14 protein-coding genes are annotated in these 23,369 nt (G+C 46.7%); 7 read left to right on the plus strand and 7 right to left on the minus strand.

The genetic code is table 11. The annotated features are described in order from the left end of the window. The first annotated feature begins 100 nt into the window (after positions 1–100). The 5 genes from cutA to L5L94_RS18520 all read left to right on the plus strand — a co-directional run bounded on the left by cutA (position 101) and on the right by L5L94_RS18520 (position 6,759). Positions 101–424, plus strand: a complete 324-nt coding sequence (gene cutA / locus L5L94_RS18500) for a divalent-cation tolerance protein CutA (protein ID WP_113940010.1) — start codon at positions 101–103, stop codon at positions 422–424. Next, positions 421–2,256, plus strand: coding sequence for a protein-disulfide reductase DsbD (locus L5L94_RS18505; protein WP_263164475.1), 1,836 nt, complete (start codon positions 421–423; stop codon positions 2,254–2,256). Before cutA ends, L5L94_RS18505 begins: the two co-directional genes overlap by 4 nt. A gap of 181 nt (positions 2,257–2,437) precedes the next feature. After that, positions 2,438–4,093: a cation:proton antiporter family protein gene (locus L5L94_RS18510; protein WP_263164477.1), complete on the plus strand. Its 1,656-nt coding sequence runs from the start codon at positions 2,438–2,440 to the stop codon at positions 4,091–4,093. A gap of 295 nt (positions 4,094–4,388) precedes the next feature. Beyond that, positions 4,389–5,534, plus strand: coding sequence for a galactokinase (galK, locus tag L5L94_RS18515; protein WP_028761840.1), 1,146 nt, complete (start codon positions 4,389–4,391; stop codon positions 5,532–5,534). Between the two features lie 190 nt (positions 5,535–5,724). Next, a complete protein-coding gene (locus tag L5L94_RS18520; protein ID WP_173246993.1) occupies positions 5,725–6,759 on the plus strand; it encodes an aldose epimerase family protein in 1,035 nt (344 codons plus the stop codon). A 134-nt stretch (positions 6,760–6,893) separates the two neighbouring features. On the opposite strand, the gene L5L94_RS18525 is transcribed toward L5L94_RS18520, so the two are convergent. Beyond that, on the minus strand, positions 6,894–7,298 hold the full coding sequence (locus tag L5L94_RS18525; RefSeq protein WP_105251357.1) for a hypothetical protein: 405 nt from the start codon (positions 7,296–7,298) through the stop codon (positions 6,894–6,896). 490 nt (positions 7,299–7,788) lie between these two features. Further along, a complete protein-coding gene (locus tag L5L94_RS18530; protein ID WP_173246996.1) occupies positions 7,789–8,790 on the minus strand; it encodes an NAD(P)H-quinone oxidoreductase in 1,002 nt (333 codons plus the stop codon). Positions 8,791–9,199: 409 nt separating this feature from the next. On the opposite strand from L5L94_RS18530, the gene L5L94_RS18535 reads away from it, so the two are divergent. Further along, positions 9,200–12,316, plus strand: a complete 3,117-nt coding sequence (locus tag L5L94_RS18535) for a M9 family metallopeptidase (protein ID WP_173246999.1) — start codon at positions 9,200–9,202, stop codon at positions 12,314–12,316. A 158-nt stretch (positions 12,317–12,474) separates the two neighbouring features. On the opposite strand, the gene L5L94_RS18540 is transcribed toward L5L94_RS18535, so the two are convergent. The 4 genes from L5L94_RS18540 to L5L94_RS18555 form a co-directional block, all read right to left on the minus strand. Further along, positions 12,475–14,292, minus strand: a complete 1,818-nt coding sequence (locus L5L94_RS18540) for a sel1 repeat family protein (RefSeq protein WP_317629652.1) — start codon at positions 14,290–14,292, stop codon at positions 12,475–12,477. A 180-nt stretch (positions 14,293–14,472) separates the two neighbouring features. Then, positions 14,473–17,544: an efflux RND transporter permease subunit gene (locus tag L5L94_RS18545; protein WP_263164481.1), complete on the minus strand. Its 3,072-nt coding sequence runs from the start codon at positions 17,542–17,544 to the stop codon at positions 14,473–14,475. After that, positions 17,544–18,758 carry an efflux RND transporter periplasmic adaptor subunit gene (locus tag L5L94_RS18550; protein WP_173497150.1) on the minus strand — a complete coding sequence of 405 codons (1,215 nt, stop codon included), beginning with the start codon at positions 18,756–18,758 and terminating at the stop codon, positions 17,544–17,546. The genes L5L94_RS18545 and L5L94_RS18550 overlap by 1 nt, the downstream gene beginning before the upstream one ends. 296 nt (positions 18,759–19,054) lie before the next feature. Then, positions 19,055–20,410 (minus strand): leucine-rich repeat-containing protein kinase family protein, encoded by a 1,356-nt coding sequence (locus L5L94_RS18555; protein WP_173497149.1) that lies wholly within the window; start codon positions 20,408–20,410, stop codon positions 19,055–19,057. A 210-nt stretch (positions 20,411–20,620) separates the two neighbouring features. Here L5L94_RS18555 and L5L94_RS18560 point away from each other — a divergent pair, with 210 nt between their 5' ends. Continuing rightward, complete coding sequence (locus L5L94_RS18560; protein WP_263164484.1) at positions 20,621–22,054, plus strand: LysM peptidoglycan-binding domain-containing protein; 1,434 nt, start codon at positions 20,621–20,623, stop codon at positions 22,052–22,054. 161 nt (positions 22,055–22,215) lie between these two features. Here L5L94_RS18560 and L5L94_RS18565 read toward each other — a convergent pair whose 3' ends face one another. Then, positions 22,216–23,337 carry a sterol desaturase family protein gene (locus L5L94_RS18565; RefSeq protein ID WP_263164487.1) on the minus strand — a complete coding sequence of 374 codons (1,122 nt, stop codon included), beginning with the start codon at positions 23,335–23,337 and terminating at the stop codon, positions 22,216–22,218. Positions 23,338–23,369: the final 32 nt, after the last annotated feature.

Below are 23,369 nucleotides of genomic sequence, written 5' to 3' on the forward strand. Positions count from 1 at the left end.
GTTAACCCGCTAATGTATGAGACCATTAAAACACGTAAAGTAGCCTAACGGAGTTGGCTTAAGCGAACTTTAAGATTCTTAAGAGACGATACCTAACACCATGCAGCATCAGTATTTAGTGGTTAGCACTACCTGCCCCGATGAAGTACAAGCCAATACCTTGGCCCGAGCTTTAATTGAGTCGCGTATTGCCGCTTGTGTTCAGATTTCCGCCCCGATACGTTCAATTTATGCTTGGGAAGGAAAAATCTGTGAAGAGCAAGAATTTAGCTTACAGATTAAATGTTTACAAAGTCGATATACAGAGTTAGAACAACTTGTGCTTAGGCTTCACCCTTATCAAGTACCCGAAATTATTGCCGTGCCTGTGACCCACGGGCTACCAGCCTACTTAGATTGGATAAAAGACAACACTCAGCCATGAAAAAACTACTCAGCCTTATTTTCACTTCTTTATTGCTTCTTGCGCCCTTAGCTCATAGTGAAGGGGTTTTCGGTAACAAATTCGACTTCATGAAGGGTGAGCCTGAATTGATGCCTGTCGATCAAGCATTTGCCTTCGATTCCAAGCAAGAAGGTAATCAGGTCAAACTCAATTGGGTGATTGCCGACGGTTACTATATGTACCGCGACAAGCTTAAATTTAGCGTCAATGGTGCCGAGTTAGGCACGGTCGCTCTACCAAAGGGAAAGCCCCATGAAGATGAGTATTTTGGTAAGCAAGAAGTCTATTATACCTATGTCGATATTCCCGTTGGCTTAAAACAGGCCGATGAAAATGCCACGCTCACAGTGACCTTTATGGGTTGTGCCGAGGGTAAATTGTGTTATCCACCGACCAAGCATGAAGTCGTTTTAAAGGCGATTGCAGCCAACGATGGTTTAATTGCAGGCGCCGAATCAACCACGACGACTGAGCAAACCAGCACTGAGCCAAGCACTGCCGATAAAGCCAATACGCAACCCATTACTCAGCAAGATACCCTGAGCCAAATGCTGTCGAACGACAGCTTAATTTGGACTTTAGTGATTTTCTTTGGTCTAGGTGTCGGTCTGGCATTAACGCCCTGCGTATTCCCTATGTATCCGATTTTGTCGGGTATTATTGTCGGCCAAGGGCAAAAGCTCTCAACCGCAAAAGCCTTTACCCTGTCCATGGCTTACGTCCAAGGCATGGCAATCACTTACTCTATCTTAGGGTTAGTGGTTGCATCGGCGGGACTAAAATACCAAGCGGCATTACAACATCCTGCCGTATTAGTCGTACTCGCGATTTTGTTCTTTGTGCTCAGCTTATCTATGTTTGGCCTATACGATTTGAAACTGCCATCGAGCTGGCAGGAGAAGATGAACTCAGTCTCGAATAATCAAAAAGGCGGCAACTTAGTTGGCGTGTTCTTGATGGGCGTGATTTCTGGCCTTGTCGCATCACCTTGTACTACCGCGCCGCTGTCGGGTGCACTCGTTTATGTGGCGCAAACCGGCGACCTACTCCAAGGTTTCTTAGCCCTGTATGTACTCAGCATGGGTATGGGATTACCACTACTGATTATCGGCACCTCAGGCGGTAAATTATTACCGAGAGCCGGCGCTTGGATGGACATCATCAAGACTATCTTCGGATTCCTGCTGATCGCTGTATCTATCGTGATGCTTGGCCGCATTTGGACAGGCGTAACATCCGATGTGCTTTGGTCACTGTGGGGCGTAAGCTTCACTGGCTACTTGATGCATCAGAACAAACTCAGTGAATTTAACTGGAAACAAACTGTACGTTCAGTGCTATTAACGCTGGCACTACTGGCGAGCTTCTCCTACGGATTCCAAGCTGTGATGGGACACTTTGGTTTTAATAACAATTCCGTAGGCACTGCGGCGACGACCGAAGAAGTCCATGGCTTTAAACGCATTAAATCGATTGAAGATCTTGAGCAAGAAATTGCAGCCGCTACCGCCCAAGGTAAGCCTGTGATGCTCGATCTGTACGCCGATTGGTGTGTTGCCTGTAAAGAGTTCGAAGCCATCACCTTTAAAGATGCCGACGTGTTAGCCCGCATGAATAAAATCGTACTGCTACAAGCGGATGTGACTAAGAGTGACAAGGTCGATGTGGCCTTACTCGAAAAATACAATGTGCTTGGTTTGCCTACGCTGTTGATGTTTAACGAACAAGGTGAGCAAAGGGAAGATTTACGCGTGACTGGTTTTATGGGCCCCAAAGATTTTGCAACCCATTTAGATCATCTCGTGAAATAGTGACGATTTAGGCTTAGACCAGCGGAGTGATTTAGTTCGCGCGTATTTTAACGGCCAAGTGTATTTACCGCAACACCAATAAAAAGCGGACTTTTTTCATTAAAAGTCCGCTTTTTTATCCAAGTGTCATAGATTTCTTATACAATCACTTACAATTTTAGACTTTTTAGATTGGAGCATCGTGGAACCAGGCATCCTCATTATTACACTCATCTGCGGCATGCTCGTCAGCCGTATAGGACTCCCTCCGCTCATCGGCTACTTAGTGGCAGGCTTTGTACTGTTCATCTTAGGAATAGATAAAGAAAGTCTGCCATTACTGCAAGAACTCGCCAGCCTAGGCGTCACTTTACTGTTATTCGCCATAGGGTTAAAACTCGATATTCGTAGCCTGTTCAAGGCCGAAGTGTGGGCGGGGTCGAGTGTGCACTTAGTGCTATCAATCGTGATTTTTGTGCCGATTCTAAAACTCTTCGGCTTACTGGGCTTAAGCCAACTCACGAGTCTGAACCTAGAACAACTGACGTTAATTGCCTTCGCGTTAAGCTTCTCCAGCACCGTATTTGCGGTCAAAGTGTTAGAAGATAAAGGAGACGTGCAATCCCTCTACGGCCGGGTCGCTATTGGTATCTTGATTATGCAGGATATCTTCGCCGTACTGTTTTTAACTATTTCTAAAGGCGATGTACCTTCGGTATGGGCCTTTGCATTACTCTTACTGCCACTGGCTAAACCGCTCATCTATAAAGCTTTCGACCGTGTCGGCCACGGTGAACTCTTAGTGCTCTTTGGCCTAGTTATGGCACTCGTGGTTGGCGCTTGGTTATTTGAATCTGTTGGCTTAAAACCCGATCTCGGCGCACTGATTATCGGCATCTTGTTGGCGGGCCACAAAAAATCCTCCGAGCTGGCAAAATCCTTATTCTATTTTAAAGAACTCTTCCTCGTTGCCTTCTTCTTAACCATAGGGCTCAACGGCTTACCTACGGTATCGGATATCGTCCTCGCGGCGCTATTGGTGTTGTTAGTGCCACTTAAAATCCTGCTATTTGTTTACATTCTGACTCGCTTTAAACTGCGTTCACGTACCTCTATGTTGGGCTCATTTAACCTAGGTAACTTCAGTGAATTCGGTTTAATAGTCGCCGCAGTAGCCACCTATAAAGGTTGGTTACCTCCCGAGTGGCTAGTAATCATCGCCATGGCATTGAGCTTTAGTTTTTTACTCGCCGCGCCACTTAACGCCACCGTCGGTAATATCTACCAGCGATTCCAGCAGCGTTTAATCAAGCTCGAAAAACGCCCGTTACACCCAGAAGACAGACCCATCGCCATTGGCAATCCACGCTTTTTAATCTTAGGCATGGGCCGTATTGGTAGCGGTGCCTATGATGAACTCAGGGAACAATTTGATGGGGAAATTCTCGGTATTGAACACAAGCAAGACTTAGTCGACTTACATAAAACAAAGGGTCGCAATGTAGTGCAAGGTGACGCCTCAGATACCGACTTTTGGGAGAAACTCGACAGAGCACCTAATCTTGAACTGGTACTGCTAGCCATGCCGCACCACGCGGGAAATATGTTTGCAGTTGAGCAACTCAAAAAACTGAATTATCAAGGCAAAATCAGTGCAATTGTGCAGTACAGTGACGATGCTGCGGCGCTTCGAGAATCGGGTGTACACAGTGTGTACAACCTGTACGAAGCCGCAGGTGCCGGTTTTGTGGATCATGTGATTTACGAGCTATTGCAAAACTCGGAGAAAAACACAGTTCAAGCGGAAGATACTGTACAAGTGCCTGATCCTAAACTTAATGCGGAGCCACGTAGTTAAGTGCCTGCTAATGCTGCATTAAATTAAAATCACGCCATAACAGGTCGCACAAACGAGCAGTAACATCCTCTGCTAGTTTGTGCGGCATCCAACTAAATGCTGACTAATCTTTACAAATCAATTAACTAGATAAAACACTCAATACGCTATTTTGCCTCCTCATCCCAGTATCGATTTACTCATTGCAGCCTATCGCCATTTCAGCAAAAAATCTCAGTTACATCACTGACTCAGTCGTGATATAAATCGATGACGGTAACGAAATTAGCTCAGCTTTTTTGGAATTTTTTACAGCATGTCAAACCCTGCGCAACGCGCCACTAAGTTATTTGTCCAAACCTTTGGCACTAAAGCCGATGATTTATATCAAGCCCCTGGGCGCGTCAATCTGATCGGTGAATACACAGATTACAACGACGGTTTTGTACTCCCGGCAGCCATTAATTTTCATACAGTCATTGCGGTAAAACGCCGTGACGACACTAAGTTTCGAGCCGTCGCCGATGCGTTTCCCGGACAAATTAAAGAGTGGGTTTTCGGCCAAGAAAACGACATGGACCCGCAAGATGGCTGGGTGAATTACCTCAAAGGTTTTACCGCGGCTATGGCGCAAACGGGCTTATTAGCCAAGGGCTTAGACTTAGCCATTGTGGGCGATGTGCCACTTGCCGCAGGTCTTTCATCTTCGGGCGCACTCGTTGTCGCCTTCGGTACAGCCATTAGTGATACCAGCCAACTGCATTTATCCCCAATGGCAGTGGCGCAACTCGCACAGCGCGGCGAACACAGGTATGTTGAGTCGGCCTGTGGCATCATGGATCAAATGTGCAGCGCCATGGGTGAGCAAGACCATGCACTCCTGATTGACTGCTTAGATCTCGATAGCGAAGCTATTCCCATTCCAGAAAACCTAAGCCTTATCATCATAGATGCCCATATCGAGAAACAACGCTTAGCCGCGACCAATGAGCAACGTCGCACTGAGTGTGCACAAGCGGCAGAGTACTTTGGCTTAGATGCACTGCGTCACCTCGATTTACGCCAACTAGAAAGTGCAAAGGCCGATTTAGATGAAGTGCTATACCGCCGAGCGAAACACGTAGTCACTGAGAACCAAAGAACTCAAAATGCTGCCCGCGCCCTAGAGCAAAATAACATCCAAAAATTCAGTCGTTTAATGGCTGAATCCCATGCTTCACTGCGTGATGATTTTGAAGTCACACTGCCCGAATTTGATACTTTAGTTGAAATTGTAAGCCAAGTGATCGGCGAACGTGGTGGCATCCGCATGACCGACGGCTGCGTGGTCGCCTTGGTCGACCATGAACTGACTGACGCTGTTGTTGCCGCCGTTGAACATGAATTCTTCGAAAAAACCGCCATCGATGCCACAGTGTATTTATGTTCCGCCAGCGCTGGCGCAGGGCGCATAGATAACTAGCCAGAACAGGCAATTTGCTAGAACAAGCACTTAGCCGCACTTAAATCAAAAAAAACCTAATAGAATGACTACACCGTCGATAACATACGAATTCATCACTGAACTTTATGCTGTTGATGGCAAATAATAGGGTTAACATACTCATTTAACACAATAAGCAGTGAGCATATTCAACACAGAGGGAAGCTAAATGGTACGTTTCAGTGTTTTGGATCCTTGGACCGATCCCCGCGGCGGTGAAATCGAACGGGTTCGGATCGACAATGGCATACTCGCATTAGAAGTCATCAGCTTAGGCGGTATTATCCGCGCTCTGTGGACCCCTGATAAACACGGCGAACGTGCCAATATCGTTTTAGGTTGTGATAGCGCCGAAGATTACTTGACCCAATCGGCTCATTTAGGTGCCATTGCAGGCCGCTTTGCAAATCGCATCGCTAACGGCAAAATGCACTATCAAGGTCATGATTATCAGTTAGATGTCAACCAAGCGACTAACTGTTTACACGGCGGCCGTGAAGGGTTTAATCGTAAAAACTGGCAACTAGGTCAACTCCCCGATGGTGTGCGTTTGACCTTAATGAGCCCAGATGGCGACATGGGCTTCCCCGGTAATTGCACAGTTCAGCTGGATTACCGTCTCGCAGGCAATAATTTGTACGTAGAAATCTTAGCCTCGGTCGATAAAGCCTGTCCCGTAAGCCTCACCCAGCACAGTTATTTCAACCTCGATGGCTCAGAGACCAATCACGAGCATCTGATGCAAATCGATGCCAAGCGCTATCTCACCATGAATGATGTCAGTGTTCCCACTGGGATTGCCGATACAACTGGGTCGATTTTCGATTTAAGTCAACCAATACGCTTAGGTGACAAGCTGCATGCCGCTGAACTCGCAAGCACTCGCGGTTATGATCACTGTTATATGATGAATAATCCCGATGGCTCACTCGCCCGTTTTGGCTGTTTAAGCAGCCCCATTAGCGGTCGTGCTATGACGGTTTATACTAATCAACCGAGTGTGCAGCTGTACTGTGCTAATTTTTTAAATGGCACAGTAGGTCGCAATCAACAGGTATTAAATCAACATCATGCTGTGTGTTTAGAGCCGCAGATGCTGCCAGACTCACCGAACCAAGGCGAGCGCTTTGGTGATGACGTTTGGTTAATGCCAGGCAAGGTTTATCACCACATCAGTCGTTATCAGTTCGATACCGATGCGTAGCAATTCGCAATAAAAATTGAGAAAACGAGGAAAAGCGCGGTTTAGCAGAAGGGAATAAATAAAGCGATAAGGAATAAAATAAACACTACTTTATTCCTTACACTCACAGTGTTAGCCCTTAGGCCGACACTGTGTTAATCATCAAAATCATCGCCCCAATCATCGTCAAAATCCACGCCAACGGCATCAGATTCGACTTCTGGTTCAACTTCAGGCTTCGCCTTACGTACAGGCGCAGTTTCCTTCACGTTGTTCAAGTCAATGCGAGCTTGATGTTTACTCATAAATTGAGATCTTGCCGCCTTCCATGCACCACCAAACTTAGCCTCAGCAGCTTTTAACGCAGCCTCATCTAAGTCGTATAGGTTCACTTTGACTATATCTTCCACATACTCAATGATCGCATCGCGATCGGTATTGTATAGGTAGATACGTCCTGGGGAGGCATCGGGCAGCTGGTTGTCATGGACGACAATCGCGTTGCCTTTCGATGTTCTCAGCTCACCATACCAAACCTGTTTCTTTGCTGTGTTATACATATATGCTAATACCCTTAAATCAACACATACACCATGAGTTTTTTAGCCTGAATAAGCGAAGCATCGCTTGCTTTGATCCACGAATAGCGCCTGAAAGTCTCTGACGTTTTCAACTGGGTATTTTTACAGAATATTTCCGATAATCAATGCCTCATACCATGAAATTTTCACTAATTACGTATTAATTTCTGCCAAAGTACCCAAAAAGTTTAATCATTAACGACTTTAGTCTAAAAAATCGACGCGGCAAGTTTTATTCCCAAGAAAAAGCAATCATATCTATGGTGTTTGATGAGTCATCAACGTTAACAATTCGAGGTTGCTGTAAAGTTAACCATCAAGGTTATCCATGAGGATTTAATTACAGCGCTACAAACTCATATTTACCGAACAATGACTAAGCCACTATGATGTCAGAATGTCTTCTAGATTGACTCGAATGGCAGCGACTTAAAGCAAATATGTCGCTGCAAAACCAAGTATGCCTAGCTCAAATGACAGTCAGTATTACTTTGCCCCTGTGCTCACCCGACTCCATCAAAGCATGGGCTTTAGCGGCCTGTGCGAATGGAAAGGTTGCAAAAATGTTGGGGACAATTTTATGGGCGTTTAACAACGGCCAAACTTTCTCCAATAATTCAACGGCAATGGCGGCTTTGGCCTCCACGCTCTGCGGTCTTAGGGTCGACCCTGTCCACATGATACGTTTTGCCATCAGGCGGAAAATCTCAACCTCGGCTTTAGGCCCCCGTTGCATGGCTACCGACACCATACGCCCGTCCATCGCTAAGGCTTGTAAGTCGAGATTGATAAAATCGCCACCCGCAATATCAAATACCACGTTTACGCCCTTATCTTGAGTGAGTGCCATCACAGGTTCAACAAAGTTTTGAGTACGATAGTTGATGACTTCAGCGGCGCCAAGACTCAAGCAATAATCGCGTTTCTCATCCTGTCCCGTAGTCGCTATCACTTTTGAACCCAGCGCACTGGCCAACTGAATAGCCGTACTACCAATGCCACCTGAGCCACCGTGGATCAGTACCGTCTCGCCCGCTTTCAGTCCCGCACGCATAAACAGGTTACCCCATACGGTGAAGAAGGTTTCTGGCAGCGCAGCTGCCTGCACATAGCTAAAGCCCGTTGGAATAGGCAAACAATGGGCCGCATAGGTAAGCGCATACTCGCCATAACCACCGCCCGGCACTAAGGCGCATACCTTATCGCCAACTTGCCATTGGCTCACGCCGTCACCGAGGGCACAAATATCCCCAGCAACCTCAAGACCAATAATCGGTGATGCACCCGGTGGCGGTGGATACGCGCCCACCCTTTGTTTAACATCTGGGCCATTCACTCCTGCTGCATGTACGCGGATCAACACTTGCCCCGCCGCAGGGACAGGCAAAGGCGAGCGCGATAGCCGCATCACCTCGGGCGCCCCAGGTTGCTCAACATGAATATGGGTGTACTCGCTTGGTAAAGCTGACATAAAAGCTCCTGTGAGAATGGCACCAACCTAATAGCAGATTGCTATGCTTAAACGGTTCGTTTGCTAAACCTTAATGCGGCTAAGCTAGCGCAATTTCAAGCCAAATAGCCACAGTTATTCCATTCTATATTCCATCGCACTAAATCAAGCGGCTGACGTTAACCATTTGAACTGAAAGCTGAACCTAAGCTGAACAGAAAAGATGTGTCAAAAAAATATTATGACAAATACTAGATATATTAAAAACTTACAGCCATTATTCTGAGGCATTATTTGCTGGCTGCGATGTTTGTCGCGCTATTGTTATCACGCAAATAATCCAATGAGGTTTGATGCAAGTCTGTGTTAAATGCATCAAATAACGCCCAAGGAAGATCTGCTTTGCAGACTAGATAACTACGGATACACAATGAAAAACACACTACTCTTCGCAGCAATTAGCTTAGCGATTGCAACTCCCGTTCTTGCCCATAACACTCATGCAAGCCCCCCATTAGGCAACAACACACCAAACAGTTCACCAGCTCAACCCGTCCCGCCACCGCCCTCTGCACCAATTAGCTTAATTGAATCACATAGACCACTGCTACGGGAGACGCCATTGATGGCATCCCCCAATGATCCGACGATGACAGAGCAGCCTAAGATTCATTCGCGCCAAAAACGTCAGATAGAGGTCTCGGAGCAACCCCCACTTAAGTTGCAGAATCGTAGCGCCGCGATGCAAGTCAGCGACTGCAGTGACTTTGTTGGGAAATCAGGTCAGGCACTAGTCAATGAACTGAGCCAATCGACACCCGAATGCGTCGGTAAGCTCTATAGCCTCAAAGGCAGTGCTGCGACCGCGCTATTTAGCGAGGCCAATGTGATCAGTGTGGCTAATGCCATTGCCGCTAAAGCCAAGGACTACACTGGGGTCGATGTTCAGCATCTTGAGTCCCATATTTACTTTGTCCGCGCGGCCCTTTATGTGCAGTTTTACAGCCCAAATGATGTGCCCGCTTACAGCAATGCTGCTAAGGTCAGCTTAAAATCTGCCCTTAATGCGTTATTTGCGAACGCTGCGATTTGGACTGTCTCCGATGACAATGCTGGCGTGTTGAAAGAAGCCTTAATCCTGATTGACTCAGCCGAGCTCGGCGCCGAGTTTAATCATGTCACTATCAAAGTGCTTACGGACTACGACGCTTACTGGCAAGCCAGTTTCGCCATGAACGCCGCAGCAAACTCAGTGTTTACCACCTTATTCCGCGCCCAATGGAATGATGACATGCAGGCGCTGTTCGCGCGTGATCAAGGGATTTTAGATGCACTGAATAACTTCCAACTCGAACATCGCAACTTGTTAGGCACCAATGCAGAGTACCTTTTGGTCAACTCAGTTAAAGAGTTATCTAGGCTGTATTACATTGATGCCATGCGCCCGCGAGTGACCCAGCTGGTCAAAAACATCCTCAGCAGCACCAGCAAAACCGAACCGAGCAAAGTGCTTTGGTACGCGGCGGCAGAAATGGCAGACTATTACGATCGCAGCCATTGTAACGATTACAATATCTGTGGTTTTAAGGCGCAGTTAGAAGCCGATGCTTTACCTTTTAATTGGAAATGCTCCGACAGTCTCAAGATCCGCGCCCAAGATCTCTATCAAGATCAAGCCAAGTGGGCCTGTGATGTGCTAACCAGCCAAGAAAGTTATTTCCACAGTAAACTCGAAACGGGCATGCAACCCGTGGGGCAGGATAACAACGATGACTTAGAGCTAGTGATCTTCGGCAGTTCGTCTGAGTATAAATCCTTAGCCAACAGTATATTTGGTATCAGTACCGACAATGGCGGCATGTATTTAGAAGGCTCACCCGCCGGACTCAAAAATCAGGCACGTTTCATCGCCTATGAAGCCGAATGGCGCACGCCGGATTTCCACGTCTGGAACCTGCAACACGAATACGTACACTACCTCGATGGACGCTATAACCTGTTTGGTGACTTTAGTCGTGGCACTTCGGCCAATACCATTTGGTGGATTGAAGGCCTCGCGGAATACATCTCTTACCGTGACGCAAACCCTGCGGCAATTGCCATGGGCGAAACCGGTGAGTTTATGTTATCGACCATCTTCAAAAACAACTATGAATCTGGCCAAGACCGCATCTATCGCTGGGGCTATCTGGCGGTGCGTTTCATGTTTGAACACCACAGGGACGATGTGAGACAGATTCTGGCCTACCTACGCAACGATCAATATGCAGAATATCAAGCCTTTATGGATAATATCGGCACACGTTACGATAACGAATGGCAGGGTTGGCTCGCCAGTGGTTTAAGCACGGCTGACGATGGCATAGTCGATAAGGGCCCGAGTGATGTCGACGCTGAGCCTAGTGGCCGCGAAGGCAACTGGACAGGACCAGCAGGCACTATCAGTAAGGATTACTCGCCTTGCCAAGTGACTAACGAAGCCTACCGTTACACAGAATCGGCCAGCCTGAAAATTGATGTGCCGATGGAATGTATCGATTCAAAACTCGGCCGCGCCAGTTTCAGCTTCACCAATACCGATCGCACAGCCCAAGAGCTTTGGATCAAGATTGGCGGTGGTTGGGGGGATGCCGACATTTATTTCGATTCTAGAGGCTGGGCAAGCCCTGAGCAAAACCAAGGCGCTGGTATCGGTAATGGTAATTATCAAGTGATTAAGGTGCAGTTAAACCCTAACGAGTATTGGCACTACATTACCTTATCGGGGGACTTTGGCGGCGTCGATATGCAAGTCAGCACCACTGAGCTATTTGCTGATATCGACCCCGATCTGGGGGATGGCGGCGTGGATCCTGAGCCACCAGCCAATTGCGGCGCAGCGACCTTAGATTACGGTAAGCTCACCCTAGGCAAAAATGAGTGCATCAGTGGCGGGCGTAACAGCTTCTACTTCTGGGTTGAGGAAGATGATACCCAGTTCACTATCACCACTAAGGGCGGCTCTGGGGATGCCAATATTTACTTCAATGCCAGTCAGTGGGCCGACGCAGATAATGCCGATGCAAAGAGCTCTCAAGCAGGAAATCAAGAATCGCTTAGCTTCAGCGCCAATCGTGGCTGGCGTTATATCACGATTGATACTGCCACTGAGTTTAGCGGCGTAACACTGACCTTAAGCACAGGCACGAGTAACACACCCGATCCGGTGCTCATTGCCAACGCCTGCGCGACGCAATCACCCTTAAGTTATGGTGAGCTCAGTGCTGGCAAAGCCATTTGCACCGCCGATGGGCGCAACGATTATTACCTTTGGGTACCAGAGGGAACTAATCAGCTAAGCATCAACTCCGCCCACGGCAGTGGTGATGTTAGCCTGTTTTCGGGGACGACTTGGGCGAATGCTCAACACTTCGATGCAGCCTCTGTGACACCCGCCAACACGCGGGAAAGTATCACAGTCAATGCACCAAACGTGGGTTGGTATTACATCACAGTGCAGAGTGAGCCCCAGAGTGCGGGAGTCGCACTGCAGGTTGATTTACGCTAGTTTGATGACTTGCATCGCTTAAGTAAGCAGTTTTAGCCATTACGCATAAATCAAGCATTTGAATAAATAGCAAAATCCCTGCTTCTGCAGGGATTTTTATTGAAGATAAGCTGAATAAGCGACACTGACGTCATAGAGTCTTTAGCGGCAATACGTTATTAGCGCATCCCTTCGAGCAATTGCACTCTCTCCTTGGCCCTTGCTGCATAGTCGTTTGAAAACCGCTCTGCCATTTCAATGCTCTGCTGATAAAGCGTTAACGCTGCTTTTGCATCGGCCGGTCCACCCTCGCCTTTATCTAACAGGGTTGCGAACTGGAAGTAAGCATTGCCTAGAATATCCGCTTGCAAGCCTTGTTTGGCACCCAAGGTTGTCACTTTTTCTAACCAGTATCTCGCGTTAACCGTATCTCGATAGGGTTCCAATAACAGGATATTGGCAAGTTCAGCGGCGGAGTAAAGATCTCGCTCGGCGGCAATGTTCCAAAACTCCTCGCTCTGCTCAAAGTCCTCTTTAAAGTAGTAATAGGTTTCGGCGGCATCTCGCGCTAAATCAGGTTGAGCTTTAACGCTTTGGCGATAATTTTCCAATGCCGTTGTAGCATTAAAATAGGGCGAACAAGATAACACTTGATAAAACGCCATCAGACTTCTTGCCTCAGGCAACCCTTGGTCAACTAGCTGATTTAACTGCTGCCATGCTTGCGTTTCACGAACCTTATCCGCACCTGTATTAACCAAGCCACGCTCAATAACCGATAAAGGTAAACGGATTAACTCAAGCTTTGCCGCATTATCGCCAAAGCTTGCGGCGCGCTCCAGCCAATAGATCTTTTCATCGGCACGCCCCGCGTAACCCGCTTGATCTCGCAGCCAATGCAGCGCCTCAATATCGCCAGCTTCAGCGGCTTCACGGTAATATTTCTGTGCCTTAATTTTATCCTTGGGTAAGGCGTGCCCAAGCTCATAGATACGTGCTAACAATCGTTTATCAGCAGCCTTTGAACTCTGAGCTAAGGTATTGATTTGTGATTCAGGTTTACCATAGGCATACAATTTCACATCACCGTTAGCATAAGTATATTGAGTACCATCGGGATAATTCACCTCAACCGTATCAGGCTGATACCAAACATTGACCTCATACTGTTCGGCAATCTGTGGATTAAAATTCACCCGCATCACAGTCTCATCACCGCGACGAACCGCTTGAGTATAAGGACTAGCCCATAGGCTAGAAATTTGCTGCAAACTACTTTTCAGCCTAGCCTCGAAGGGTTTGTCTTCCTTAGGAGAATGAATAAATACTGGATAGTAAACTGGCGCTAAAGATAAAGGCGTAGTCGCAAGCAACGAATTATCCGCCTCGCTACCCGCATAAATAGGATCGATATTAAGTTCATGACTTAAATAAAAATCATCGTGGGGTGACACTTGAGTCGGCAACGTAGTTTGGCTAGCAACTTGTGCCGCATCCACAACAGAAGTGCGCTGCAACTTAGCAAGATATTGTTGTTTAAGTGCTTTAGCCCTTTGCCACAACGGATGGTTCGGCAGTATTGTCACATCGAGCATTAAATCCTCAAGCCGCCACAGACAATCGCCGCCACCATTCAAAGCTAAGGGCAGCGAAAACTCACTCGCTTTGCTACCACTGCTAATCACTTGCCGCAGCACTGAGGTTTCTTCGAATGTCGCGCGGTAGGGATTAGCAATATCACCACTGGGAAAACGGATTTCCTTTCGAGTACAAACAGATGAGACGTAATAACCGACAAGTTCTAATTGCGTATTAGCAGGTAATACACCAACGAACTCGAAACGCGAACTGTCTACAGGTGCAGTCACTTGATCGACGGGCAACTCACTACGAAATAAAGAATCCCAAAAAGAGGCCATGACGGGAGAGGCAAACATCAATCCAGCCGAGCAAGCCAAATATAAAAAAGCCCTATGAAAGCAATGTAACAAACTCATAATGCCAGCTCTCCGTTGCTGATGAGGCAAATCCACTCGCACTTAAACACTCGCTTAAATACAACAAAGATCATTAAGCCAACGCGTTTAGCCGTTGGCTTAAATCATAACGTATTTACAGGCAAGTTGAACCCATGCCTGTCAGCCTAGGGGCGATAAACCCAGCACATAAAACTCAACTTAAGCACTTCGCAGTCTAGCAAGCACATCCTTGGCCTTCAATTCCGCCATAGCGACATAGGCCACAGGCACTACAAATAACGAGAAGAAAGTGCCCGCTAACAGACCTCCGACTAAGACTAAACCTATGTTAGCTAATCCTAACGAGCCCGGTCCCGATGCCAAGGCTAAAGGAATCGCACTTAAAATCATGGTTAAAGACGTCATTAGAATCGGTCTTAAACGAGATTTGGCACTGCTTCGCGCCGCCTCAATCGCACTCAAACCTTGGTCTTGTTGCTTATTGGCAAACTCCACCAGCAAGATACCGTGTTTAGTCACTAGCCCCACTAAGGTTAATAAACCAATCTGCGAATAGATATTCACACTCTGGCCAAACAAGGCTAAGGTCAATAACGCACCGACAATACACAAGGGCACTGTCAGTAAGATAATTAAGGGATCGACAAAACTTTCGAACTGCGCAGCCAAAATCAAATAGATAAACACCAATGCCAGCAAGAATAGCGACTGAGTGCCCGCCTGCGAACCCATAAGATCCTTCACCACACCATTGTATTTAAAGCCTTGGGCATCATTAAGCAATGTCGGCAATTGTTCATCTAAGTAGGTTTTGATTTCATCAGTTGAATAACCGGGCATAATATCTGCCGTCAATTCAGCGCTATCAAGACCCATAAACGTCTTAATGTTAGATTCTGCCGTGGTCTGTTTAATCGACACAAATTGCGACAATGGCAGTGCTTGCCCTGATTCTGAAGTGACATACAGCTTATTCAACACTTTAAAATCACTCAGTTTGTCTAAGTTTACTTGCACTTGAATAGGATAAGTAAAACCATCGGTAGCATGTAAGTCCGCCGCCTTCACTGAGCCAAGAAAGGTAGAAAGTGCATTAGTGACATCACCATAACTCACACCTGAGAGGATAATGGCGTTGCGATCGATAGACAGATCGTAGCGTAGTTGGTCCCTAAGCACTGAGTTGCCCACGTTATTCAGGCCAGGATAATCCTCGAGTAATTTTTGCACTTTGGCGGCGGTTTCGCTGAGTTCGTCCTTATTCCGATCTAAGGTCGTCAGCTCTAAACGCAAATTATTGGCAATATTGAGATTATTCGCTGAGCGAATGCTAAACGACATGTTATAGGCAGAAACGTTTTCCTTTGATGTTGTAATCAAATCGCTGATCACATCATCTATACCCTCACTGCGCTCACCCCAAGGTTTGAGTAGCACATGGTTCACTGGCTCTCCCTCGATATAGGACAAGTTAGCCCCTACCGCAGGATGCTCGTCCATCACACCATTAAGCTCAGCATTGTGATTGAGATGATACTGCCGACCGACACCGGTAGGGCCATTAGACGCCACATCGATAAAGCCAGAGTCCTCCGCAGGCAAGAGTATTTTGGGTAATTGCCAGTAAGCAATACCCGCAAGACCCACCAAAACCACAGCCGCGCCAAACATCAAACGCTTGCGGACAAACCACTTATTCAGCTCATTGATATACAAATGATTTAACTGCTGCAGCGCATTCTCGACTCGACTAAACCATTTAGGGTGTTGCTCAGTAGTATTGATAAGATAGGCACTCATCATAGGCGACAAAGTCAACGCCACCACGCCAGAGATCATCACGGCCGCTGCTAAGGTAAAGGAGAATTGCCGAAACAGATCGGCGGTTAAGCCCGACATTAATCCGATCGGCAGATACACGGCGGCGAGCGTTAACGTCATCGCAATGATAGGGAAAATGATCTCCTGACAGCCTTTAATCGCCGCATTGAAAGGCGTTTCACCGTTTTCAATATGGCGATAGCAGTTCTCGACCACCACAATGGCATCGTCCACCACCAGGCCAATGGCCAAAATAATCGCCAGAATAGTCAACACATTGATACTAAATCCGAGCGCCGACATCACAGCAAACACCCCAATCACGCACACGGGAATGGTAATAATGGGGATCGATGCCGCCCGCAGGCTACCCAAAAATAACACCACAATCAGCGAAACTAAGATCACTGCTTCAATCAACGCAGAAAACCCTTCGTCGATGGAGGCTTCAATAAAATCAGCTTGGTTGTAGGCCAAGTTCATTTCTAAGCCTTGGGGTAAATGTTTTTGCATGCGTGCAATTTCGGCTTTAATGTTCGAAGCCACTGTCACTGGGTTAGCGTTGCTCAGCGGTAAAATCTGCAATGACATTGCACTATGTCCACCGATAGACAACATACTCGGCGACAGACTTTCCTCGCCCATCACCACATCGGCAACATCGGACACGCGGATGATCTTACCCTCGCTGACCTTAATCACCAGATCCTTCACGTCTTCAAGCGTTTCAACTTGATTCAAAGGGTTAATCGAGAAATCCCGCGACTTACCTTTGATCGCACCCGAGGTAAAACTGGCATTGTAAGAGCCTAACGTGCCCACCACATCGGCAGCTTTAATATTCAACGCCTTCATTTGTTCAGGATTGAGCCAGACTCTGACCGCCTTTTGTGAGCCGCCATAGGGCCCCCAAACAGCACCAACGCCTTGAACTTGTTTGAGTTGCGGTACTAACTGCTGGCTAATGTAGTCATACATAGCCTGCTTTTCCATGCCTCCCGCGTTCACAAAGGTGATGATATTACTGGCAGAATCTGTGGCCGAAGTATCGTCAGTGACTGTGGGCTTATCTATCATGCTCTGGGGGAAATCGTTAATCCCTTCGACGCTGCTACGCAACTTGTTCATTAAGTTGGTGTATTCAATATCGCTGGTGTCATCATTGAATTTAATCGTTAATGAGCAACGCCCCTCGCTACAGTCGGTCGACATGGTATCGACTTTATCTATGCCCGAAGCCGCAGCAATCAACTTATCGGCCACGTTACTCGACATAAAATCGGCGCTCGCCCCTGCAATCGACGCATTCACAGATGCCGAGTGGGTGGTATGCTCAGGGAAGTATTGGATATCGAGTTTTTGAAAGGCAATCAAGCCCAGTAACACAGCCATAATACTGAGTACGGAGGCGAAGATAGGATGACGAATACAGACTTCGGGTAAACGCATTATTCAGCCACCTCAATATTTGGAGTAGCGCCTGAATCAGCACCTTTGTCAGCGCTTGATGTTGCCGCTTTATCTGCAGTGTTTCTATCCTGCACGACTTTGATCTTGCTATCGGACTTGAGGTTTTGCATACCCGTTTTAACGACTAAATCGCCTTCGGCTAAACCTTCAGTCACGACGGCATAACCGTCATTCGTATTTTGAGCGAGTTTAACTACTTGTTTTACTACGCTATCGCCCTGCACTAGCCAGACAAAACGTTCATCGTTATTGGCAATAATCGAATTTTGCGGCACTAACAGACGTTTAATCCCTAGACTATAGAACTGCTTGATGTTGGCGAACATGCCAGGAGCAAGCTTAAACTCAGGGTTTTCAAGGGCGGCATGCACTTCAACCCGACCTGAGCTTTCATCTACCGCAGGGGCAACATAGTTAACTAACCCTTTGAATACCTTATTACCATAGGCCTCAACAGTCACATTCACCTTTTGGCCCTTTTGCGCCTTGCCTAAATCCTTCTGACTGATGGCATAGCGCACTTCGACCGGATTTAAACTATAGAGGGTGACTAAGGCCGTACCAGCACCAATTTGACTGCCGATAGACTGACTAAAGCTGGTCAACTGACCATCGAAGGGTGCCTTGATCAGGTAATCGTTCATGGTGGCTTGTTTCTGGCGAAAATCCGCATCGGCCAGATTCACATTTTCCCGTAGCTCATCCACATCTTGCTTAGCAAGCGCGAAGGGTTCTTTAATCAGTAAATCTTCGATACGCTCCAGCTTAGTTTTAGCCAGTGCTAAGGTGCTCTTGGCTTTGTCTAAATCAGCCTTGGCTTTAATGTTGTCCTGCTCGGCAATCACTTGATCTTTAGTCACTTTGTCGCCGTTACTAAAATGAATCGCGCTAATTTTTTCGCTAGCATTAAAGTTCAGCGTGGCTGAATCGATAGCGTTGATTTTACCGACTTCATTCACTACATCGGCAAAGGACGTTTCTTTAACGGCCTCGACCGTCACAGGGATGATGTCGACCTTGTCCGCCGACATCACGGCCATAGGGGCTAAAGCGAAAACACTCGCCAGTAGAAACGGCAAAGGCGCGAATAAGGGCGCCTTTGGGAGATGATGGGGATGGCTTTTTAATGAAATATCGCATGCACTGCGTGCTCGTTCAGTTACTCTTTGTGTAAACAGCGTTCGTGTAAACATAGTATGCAAACCTATCGTTCTTACTATTCAACGGACATCCTATCCGACAACAGCAAACCGGATTGAACCCAAAACTAATACCAAGTCCCCCCAAAGTGCCTGTTTCAGCAATTTGAGGTTATTTGGGTATACAGCCTATAGGCTTAATCCCAGTCAGTGCCAGTAAAAACTCGGTTACACAACCAAACAAAACAATAACTTAACGATAAACTTAATAGTGAGCACTTAAATCACACAAACAACCATAAAACACAGCAAACTTGAAACAAGTTTAGAGCCAGCCGGTTAGCAAGCCACTATTTACCTTTTAGCAGGGCTCCGATGGCCTTTTTCACGTCTGCAAAACAGGGGCGCTGAGCCACATCTAACTGCATGCACTCGTCTTTAATCGCACTCAACTGTGTGTAGTACAGAGGGCCAATCGAGGCACTCATATAGGCAGATGCATCCACATAGGCCAATAGATCTTCAATCAAGCAACCAAGCGCCCGCACTTCAATAGCTTCTATCGCTAAGCGTTCTGCTGTCGATAGATTGCGTAAGTTTGATGCCGCACCAAAATCCCCAAACAATAAGCTCATCTGTTGATTAACCATAATATTATGGGCGTAGACATCACCATGGCTTACTTGTTTGGCATGCATGTGCGCCATCGCATCGGCCAACTGGTGTGTGATTTTGGCGACTTTATCAAGGCGAAATTGGCTACCGTCTTTAAAGGTATCGCGAGTGCAGGTGACAAGACTTGGTGGTAGCCCTAAGTTACTAAACCCTGGCGGAATTAGTTCCATTACTAAACCCAATTGATCTTTTTGGCTAATATGCGCCACGACCTTAATAAGGCAGGGATGATCACCCGTTGTGAGACAGCAATCTAACTCGTCAGCGGGATAACCATCGCTCGTCACTTCACCCTTAAAGAGTTTTACCGCAATCTGCGCCGACCCCGTCGCGGCTATCATGGCTTGATTCAACCAATGGCCTCGATAAATGACCCCTGAAGCCCCTTCGCCAAGCTTTTCAGCCAACTTGATATCACCCAGAGTCACATTCGCCACTGTGGCCACATCGGCATGGGGATCGACTAAGGTATGGCTGAATGGATTTCCCGCAAAGGCGAGCCAAGTCAGTTTGGGCAAACTGAGTAACCAAGCTGGCAGTGCGTGGAGTTGATTGGCCGATAAACGCACTAACTCTAAGTTGCGGCAATTGGCCATCGACTCGGGCAAGGTTGTTAAACGGTTACCCGCTAAAGCTAATTTTTGCAGACGATGTAAATCGCCCATGGCCGCAGGCAATGTCTCAATGAGGTTATCGGTTAGGATGAGCCAGCGGGTTTGCAGCGGTAATGCCGCAGCAGTCACTGTTTTGATTTGATTGGCCTTAAAGCCAATCATCTCTAAATTTGTGCAGCGCCCTAATGCCTCAGGCAAATGTTCAAAGCGATTATTCGAGGCGAAAATTATCTTTAAATGCGATAAGCGGTGTAAATCCTCGGGCAAAGTGCTCAGTTGATTATTCGATAAATCGAGGATTTCGAGGGTATCGGCTAAATCAAAAATCTCCCGCGGGAACTCGGTTAAATCCTCAACCAATTGTAAACGTGTGATCCCTTGTAACTGCCCTGCCCTTAACTGCGCTAACGTCTGCACTTTGCTACCCAAGTTAATGAAAAATCGCGGCTATGGTAGCGTATAAATCGACAAAGCTAAACGCAGGATCTGCAATCAAAGGGCGGCACAATCGGCCTTAAGACAACTTTGATACGATAGGTAAAACTTGGGGGAGCTATCCAGAAACTCGAAAACAGATTAGCATGTGCACCAATATGGAATGCCCAGTCAACTCATCACAGGACAATCATGCGGACACATTTTCGCCAAACGCACTCTTTTACAGTGCTTATGCTTGCCATGCTAATGGCCCTACTGAGCGGTTGCGCTACGACATCAGCAAGCCCATCAACCACTGAATTCAATGCCACAGCAAGTGATGTCAGTAATGATAACCACCACTCGCCACAACAGCATCAAACACCACCCGAAGTGGTTGAGCAGTACAGCGATGTATGGGAAAAGATCCAACACGCCAATACCATTGACGTCCATGATGATGCCGAAGTACGTAAACAGCGTAACTTTTTCGATGATAAACAAAAATTTATGAATCAGGTTGGCGATCGCGCCGAGCCATTTTTGTATTACATAGTCAGCCAGCTAGAAGCGCGTAACATGCCATTAGAATTGGCGTTATTGCCCATAGTCGAAAGTGGCTATAACCCTTTAGCACAAGCTAACGGCCCCGCAGGACTGTGGCAAATGATCCCTGCTACTGGACGTAATTTTGGCTTAACAGTGAATTCTGCCTACGATGGTCGTAAAGATGCGCTGGCCTCAACCGATGCAGTGCTTGACTATCTACAGCACCTATACGACACCTTAGACAAAGACTGGATCAACGCCGTCGCCGCCTACAATACCGGTGAGCTAGTGATCAAAGCCGCCATTGATAAAAACAAAGCCAAGGGTAAACCTACGGACTTTTGGTCACTGGGCATCCCCGCTAAGCGAGTACAAACAGTCCCTAAGTGGCTGGCATTTATTCAGATTATTCGAAATCCCAACCACTACGGTTTAAAAGTCCCCCCTATTGCTAACCGCCCTTTCTTGGAAAGAGTGCCAGCACCTAATGGCGTAGATATTGGCCAGATTGCTAATGCAGCAGGACTTAGCAAAGCAGAATTTAAAACCTATAACCCAGGCTTTCGCCAAGGTGTAATCCCCAGCAAAGGCAAATATCAAATCGCCTTACCGCTGGAAAACATAGGTCATTATCAGGAAAATCAGGACAAGCTCTACGCTCAAAAACGCTATGACAGCCAAAGCTATATCGTCAAATCTGGTGACAGCCTAGGCACAATCGCAGCCAAGTTTGATATGTCAGTGAAAGCATTAAAACAGGCCAACAATCTGACATCTGACCGCCTAAAAATCGGCCAAGAGCTCACACTGTTAACGCCAATGGCGGGCAATGATAATGAGCCTGAACCCACTAAAGCCAAGGCGAAGACAGATAAAAAAGTGGGCAATAAGTCGTCGACCAAAGCTAAAGCGACTACCTCAACATCGACCGATAAACCTGCAGTAAAAGCGACCACTTACAAGGTGAAATCTGGTGATTCGCTGGATAAAATCGCCCGTAAGAATAAGGTTAAACTGGCCGATTTAATGAAGTGGAACCAACTCAATGGTAAAAGCATTATTAAGCCAGGCCAAGAACTGAAAATTTCCGAATAACGATTGTAGTTTGAACGGCAATAAGCCCAACAAAGCGCGGTTCCCAAGCGCTGTGTTGGGCTTATTTCTATCCAGTGTCAGAGTTAACCGCCACTACTCAGTTGACCTAATCAATACTCCCAGACAATCATTCCAAAACAAACCATTCTAATTGCACGCCATTATTTTGTGTCTTTCTTCGCTAAACCAAGGGGATACAATTGCTGCTTAAACATGCCAACAGGCATGTAATCGCCCACGACACCATATTGCTCTGGCCACTCTTTCTGACCTCGAACTGCAGTCCCAAATAGGTAATCTAAAAAAGAAAAATGGGCAGCATAGTTACGGTCGATTGCCGCCTTATCAGAAGCATGGTGCCAATGGTGGAATTGCGGACTGACAATTAAGTAACGTAGCCAGCCAAAGTTAACCTGCACATTGGCATGATTAAAGACCGCCTGCACCCCAACGATAATCACATAAATACTGATGATGTCTTTGGAGAATCCCAAGATAAAAATCGGCGTGAGCACTAAACAACGGGTAGCAATCAACTCAAACATATGTTGCCTTGAACCAGCCAACCAATCTAAATGTTTCGCGCTATGGTGCACCGAATGGAAGCGCCACAGGAAAGGAATTTCATGGTAGGCACGGTGCGCCGCATATTGCATTAAATCGGCGACCAATAAAATCAACAACAGTTGCAACACAAAGGGAAGACCCGCGATAAAGCTTTGCACTGTGCTGGAAATAGCCCAAGAAAAGGTCGACTGCACAAATTGGTTTGCCACCAATAATACAAATCCAATCGCTAAGTGATTCACCAAAAAATGGTTTAAATCCCCTTGCCACTCGGGTCTCAATATTGCTTGTTCTGGTTTATGGGGTAGCCATTTCTCGATAAAAATGAAAATTAAGGTTGAGCCTAATAAGTCTAAAATAAACCAATCTAAACCCAGTGAGACCTTATGATTAGCAAAAGGCTCGACCTCAACTTGATGACCACCAAAGGCAATCGCTAAACTCACAAATACCCAAGCCACAAAGCCGAAACGCTTATTTTTATTTCGAATAAAATTCAATAAACCTAAACTGCCCGACACCACTAAGGCGACAAATATTAAGCTGCGAATAACATCGACACTATAGCTTTGACGTAATTCAGGAGTGGTGAGATATTCGGGAAAATGAAACGCCAATACGCCCAGAAACGATAATATCGCTAACATACACGCTATAGTACCGCTAATACTGCCTTCACCAATTTGGAAATGACCGTCTTTAAATCCTTTACTCATCACAGTGAACTCCTTTTCCTATATTGCTCGCG

Origin of the sequence: Shewanella sp. SM21, from assembly GCF_025654335.1 — a bacterium.
Taxonomy (GTDB): domain Bacteria; phylum Pseudomonadota; class Gammaproteobacteria; order Enterobacterales; family Shewanellaceae; genus Shewanella; species Shewanella oncorhynchi.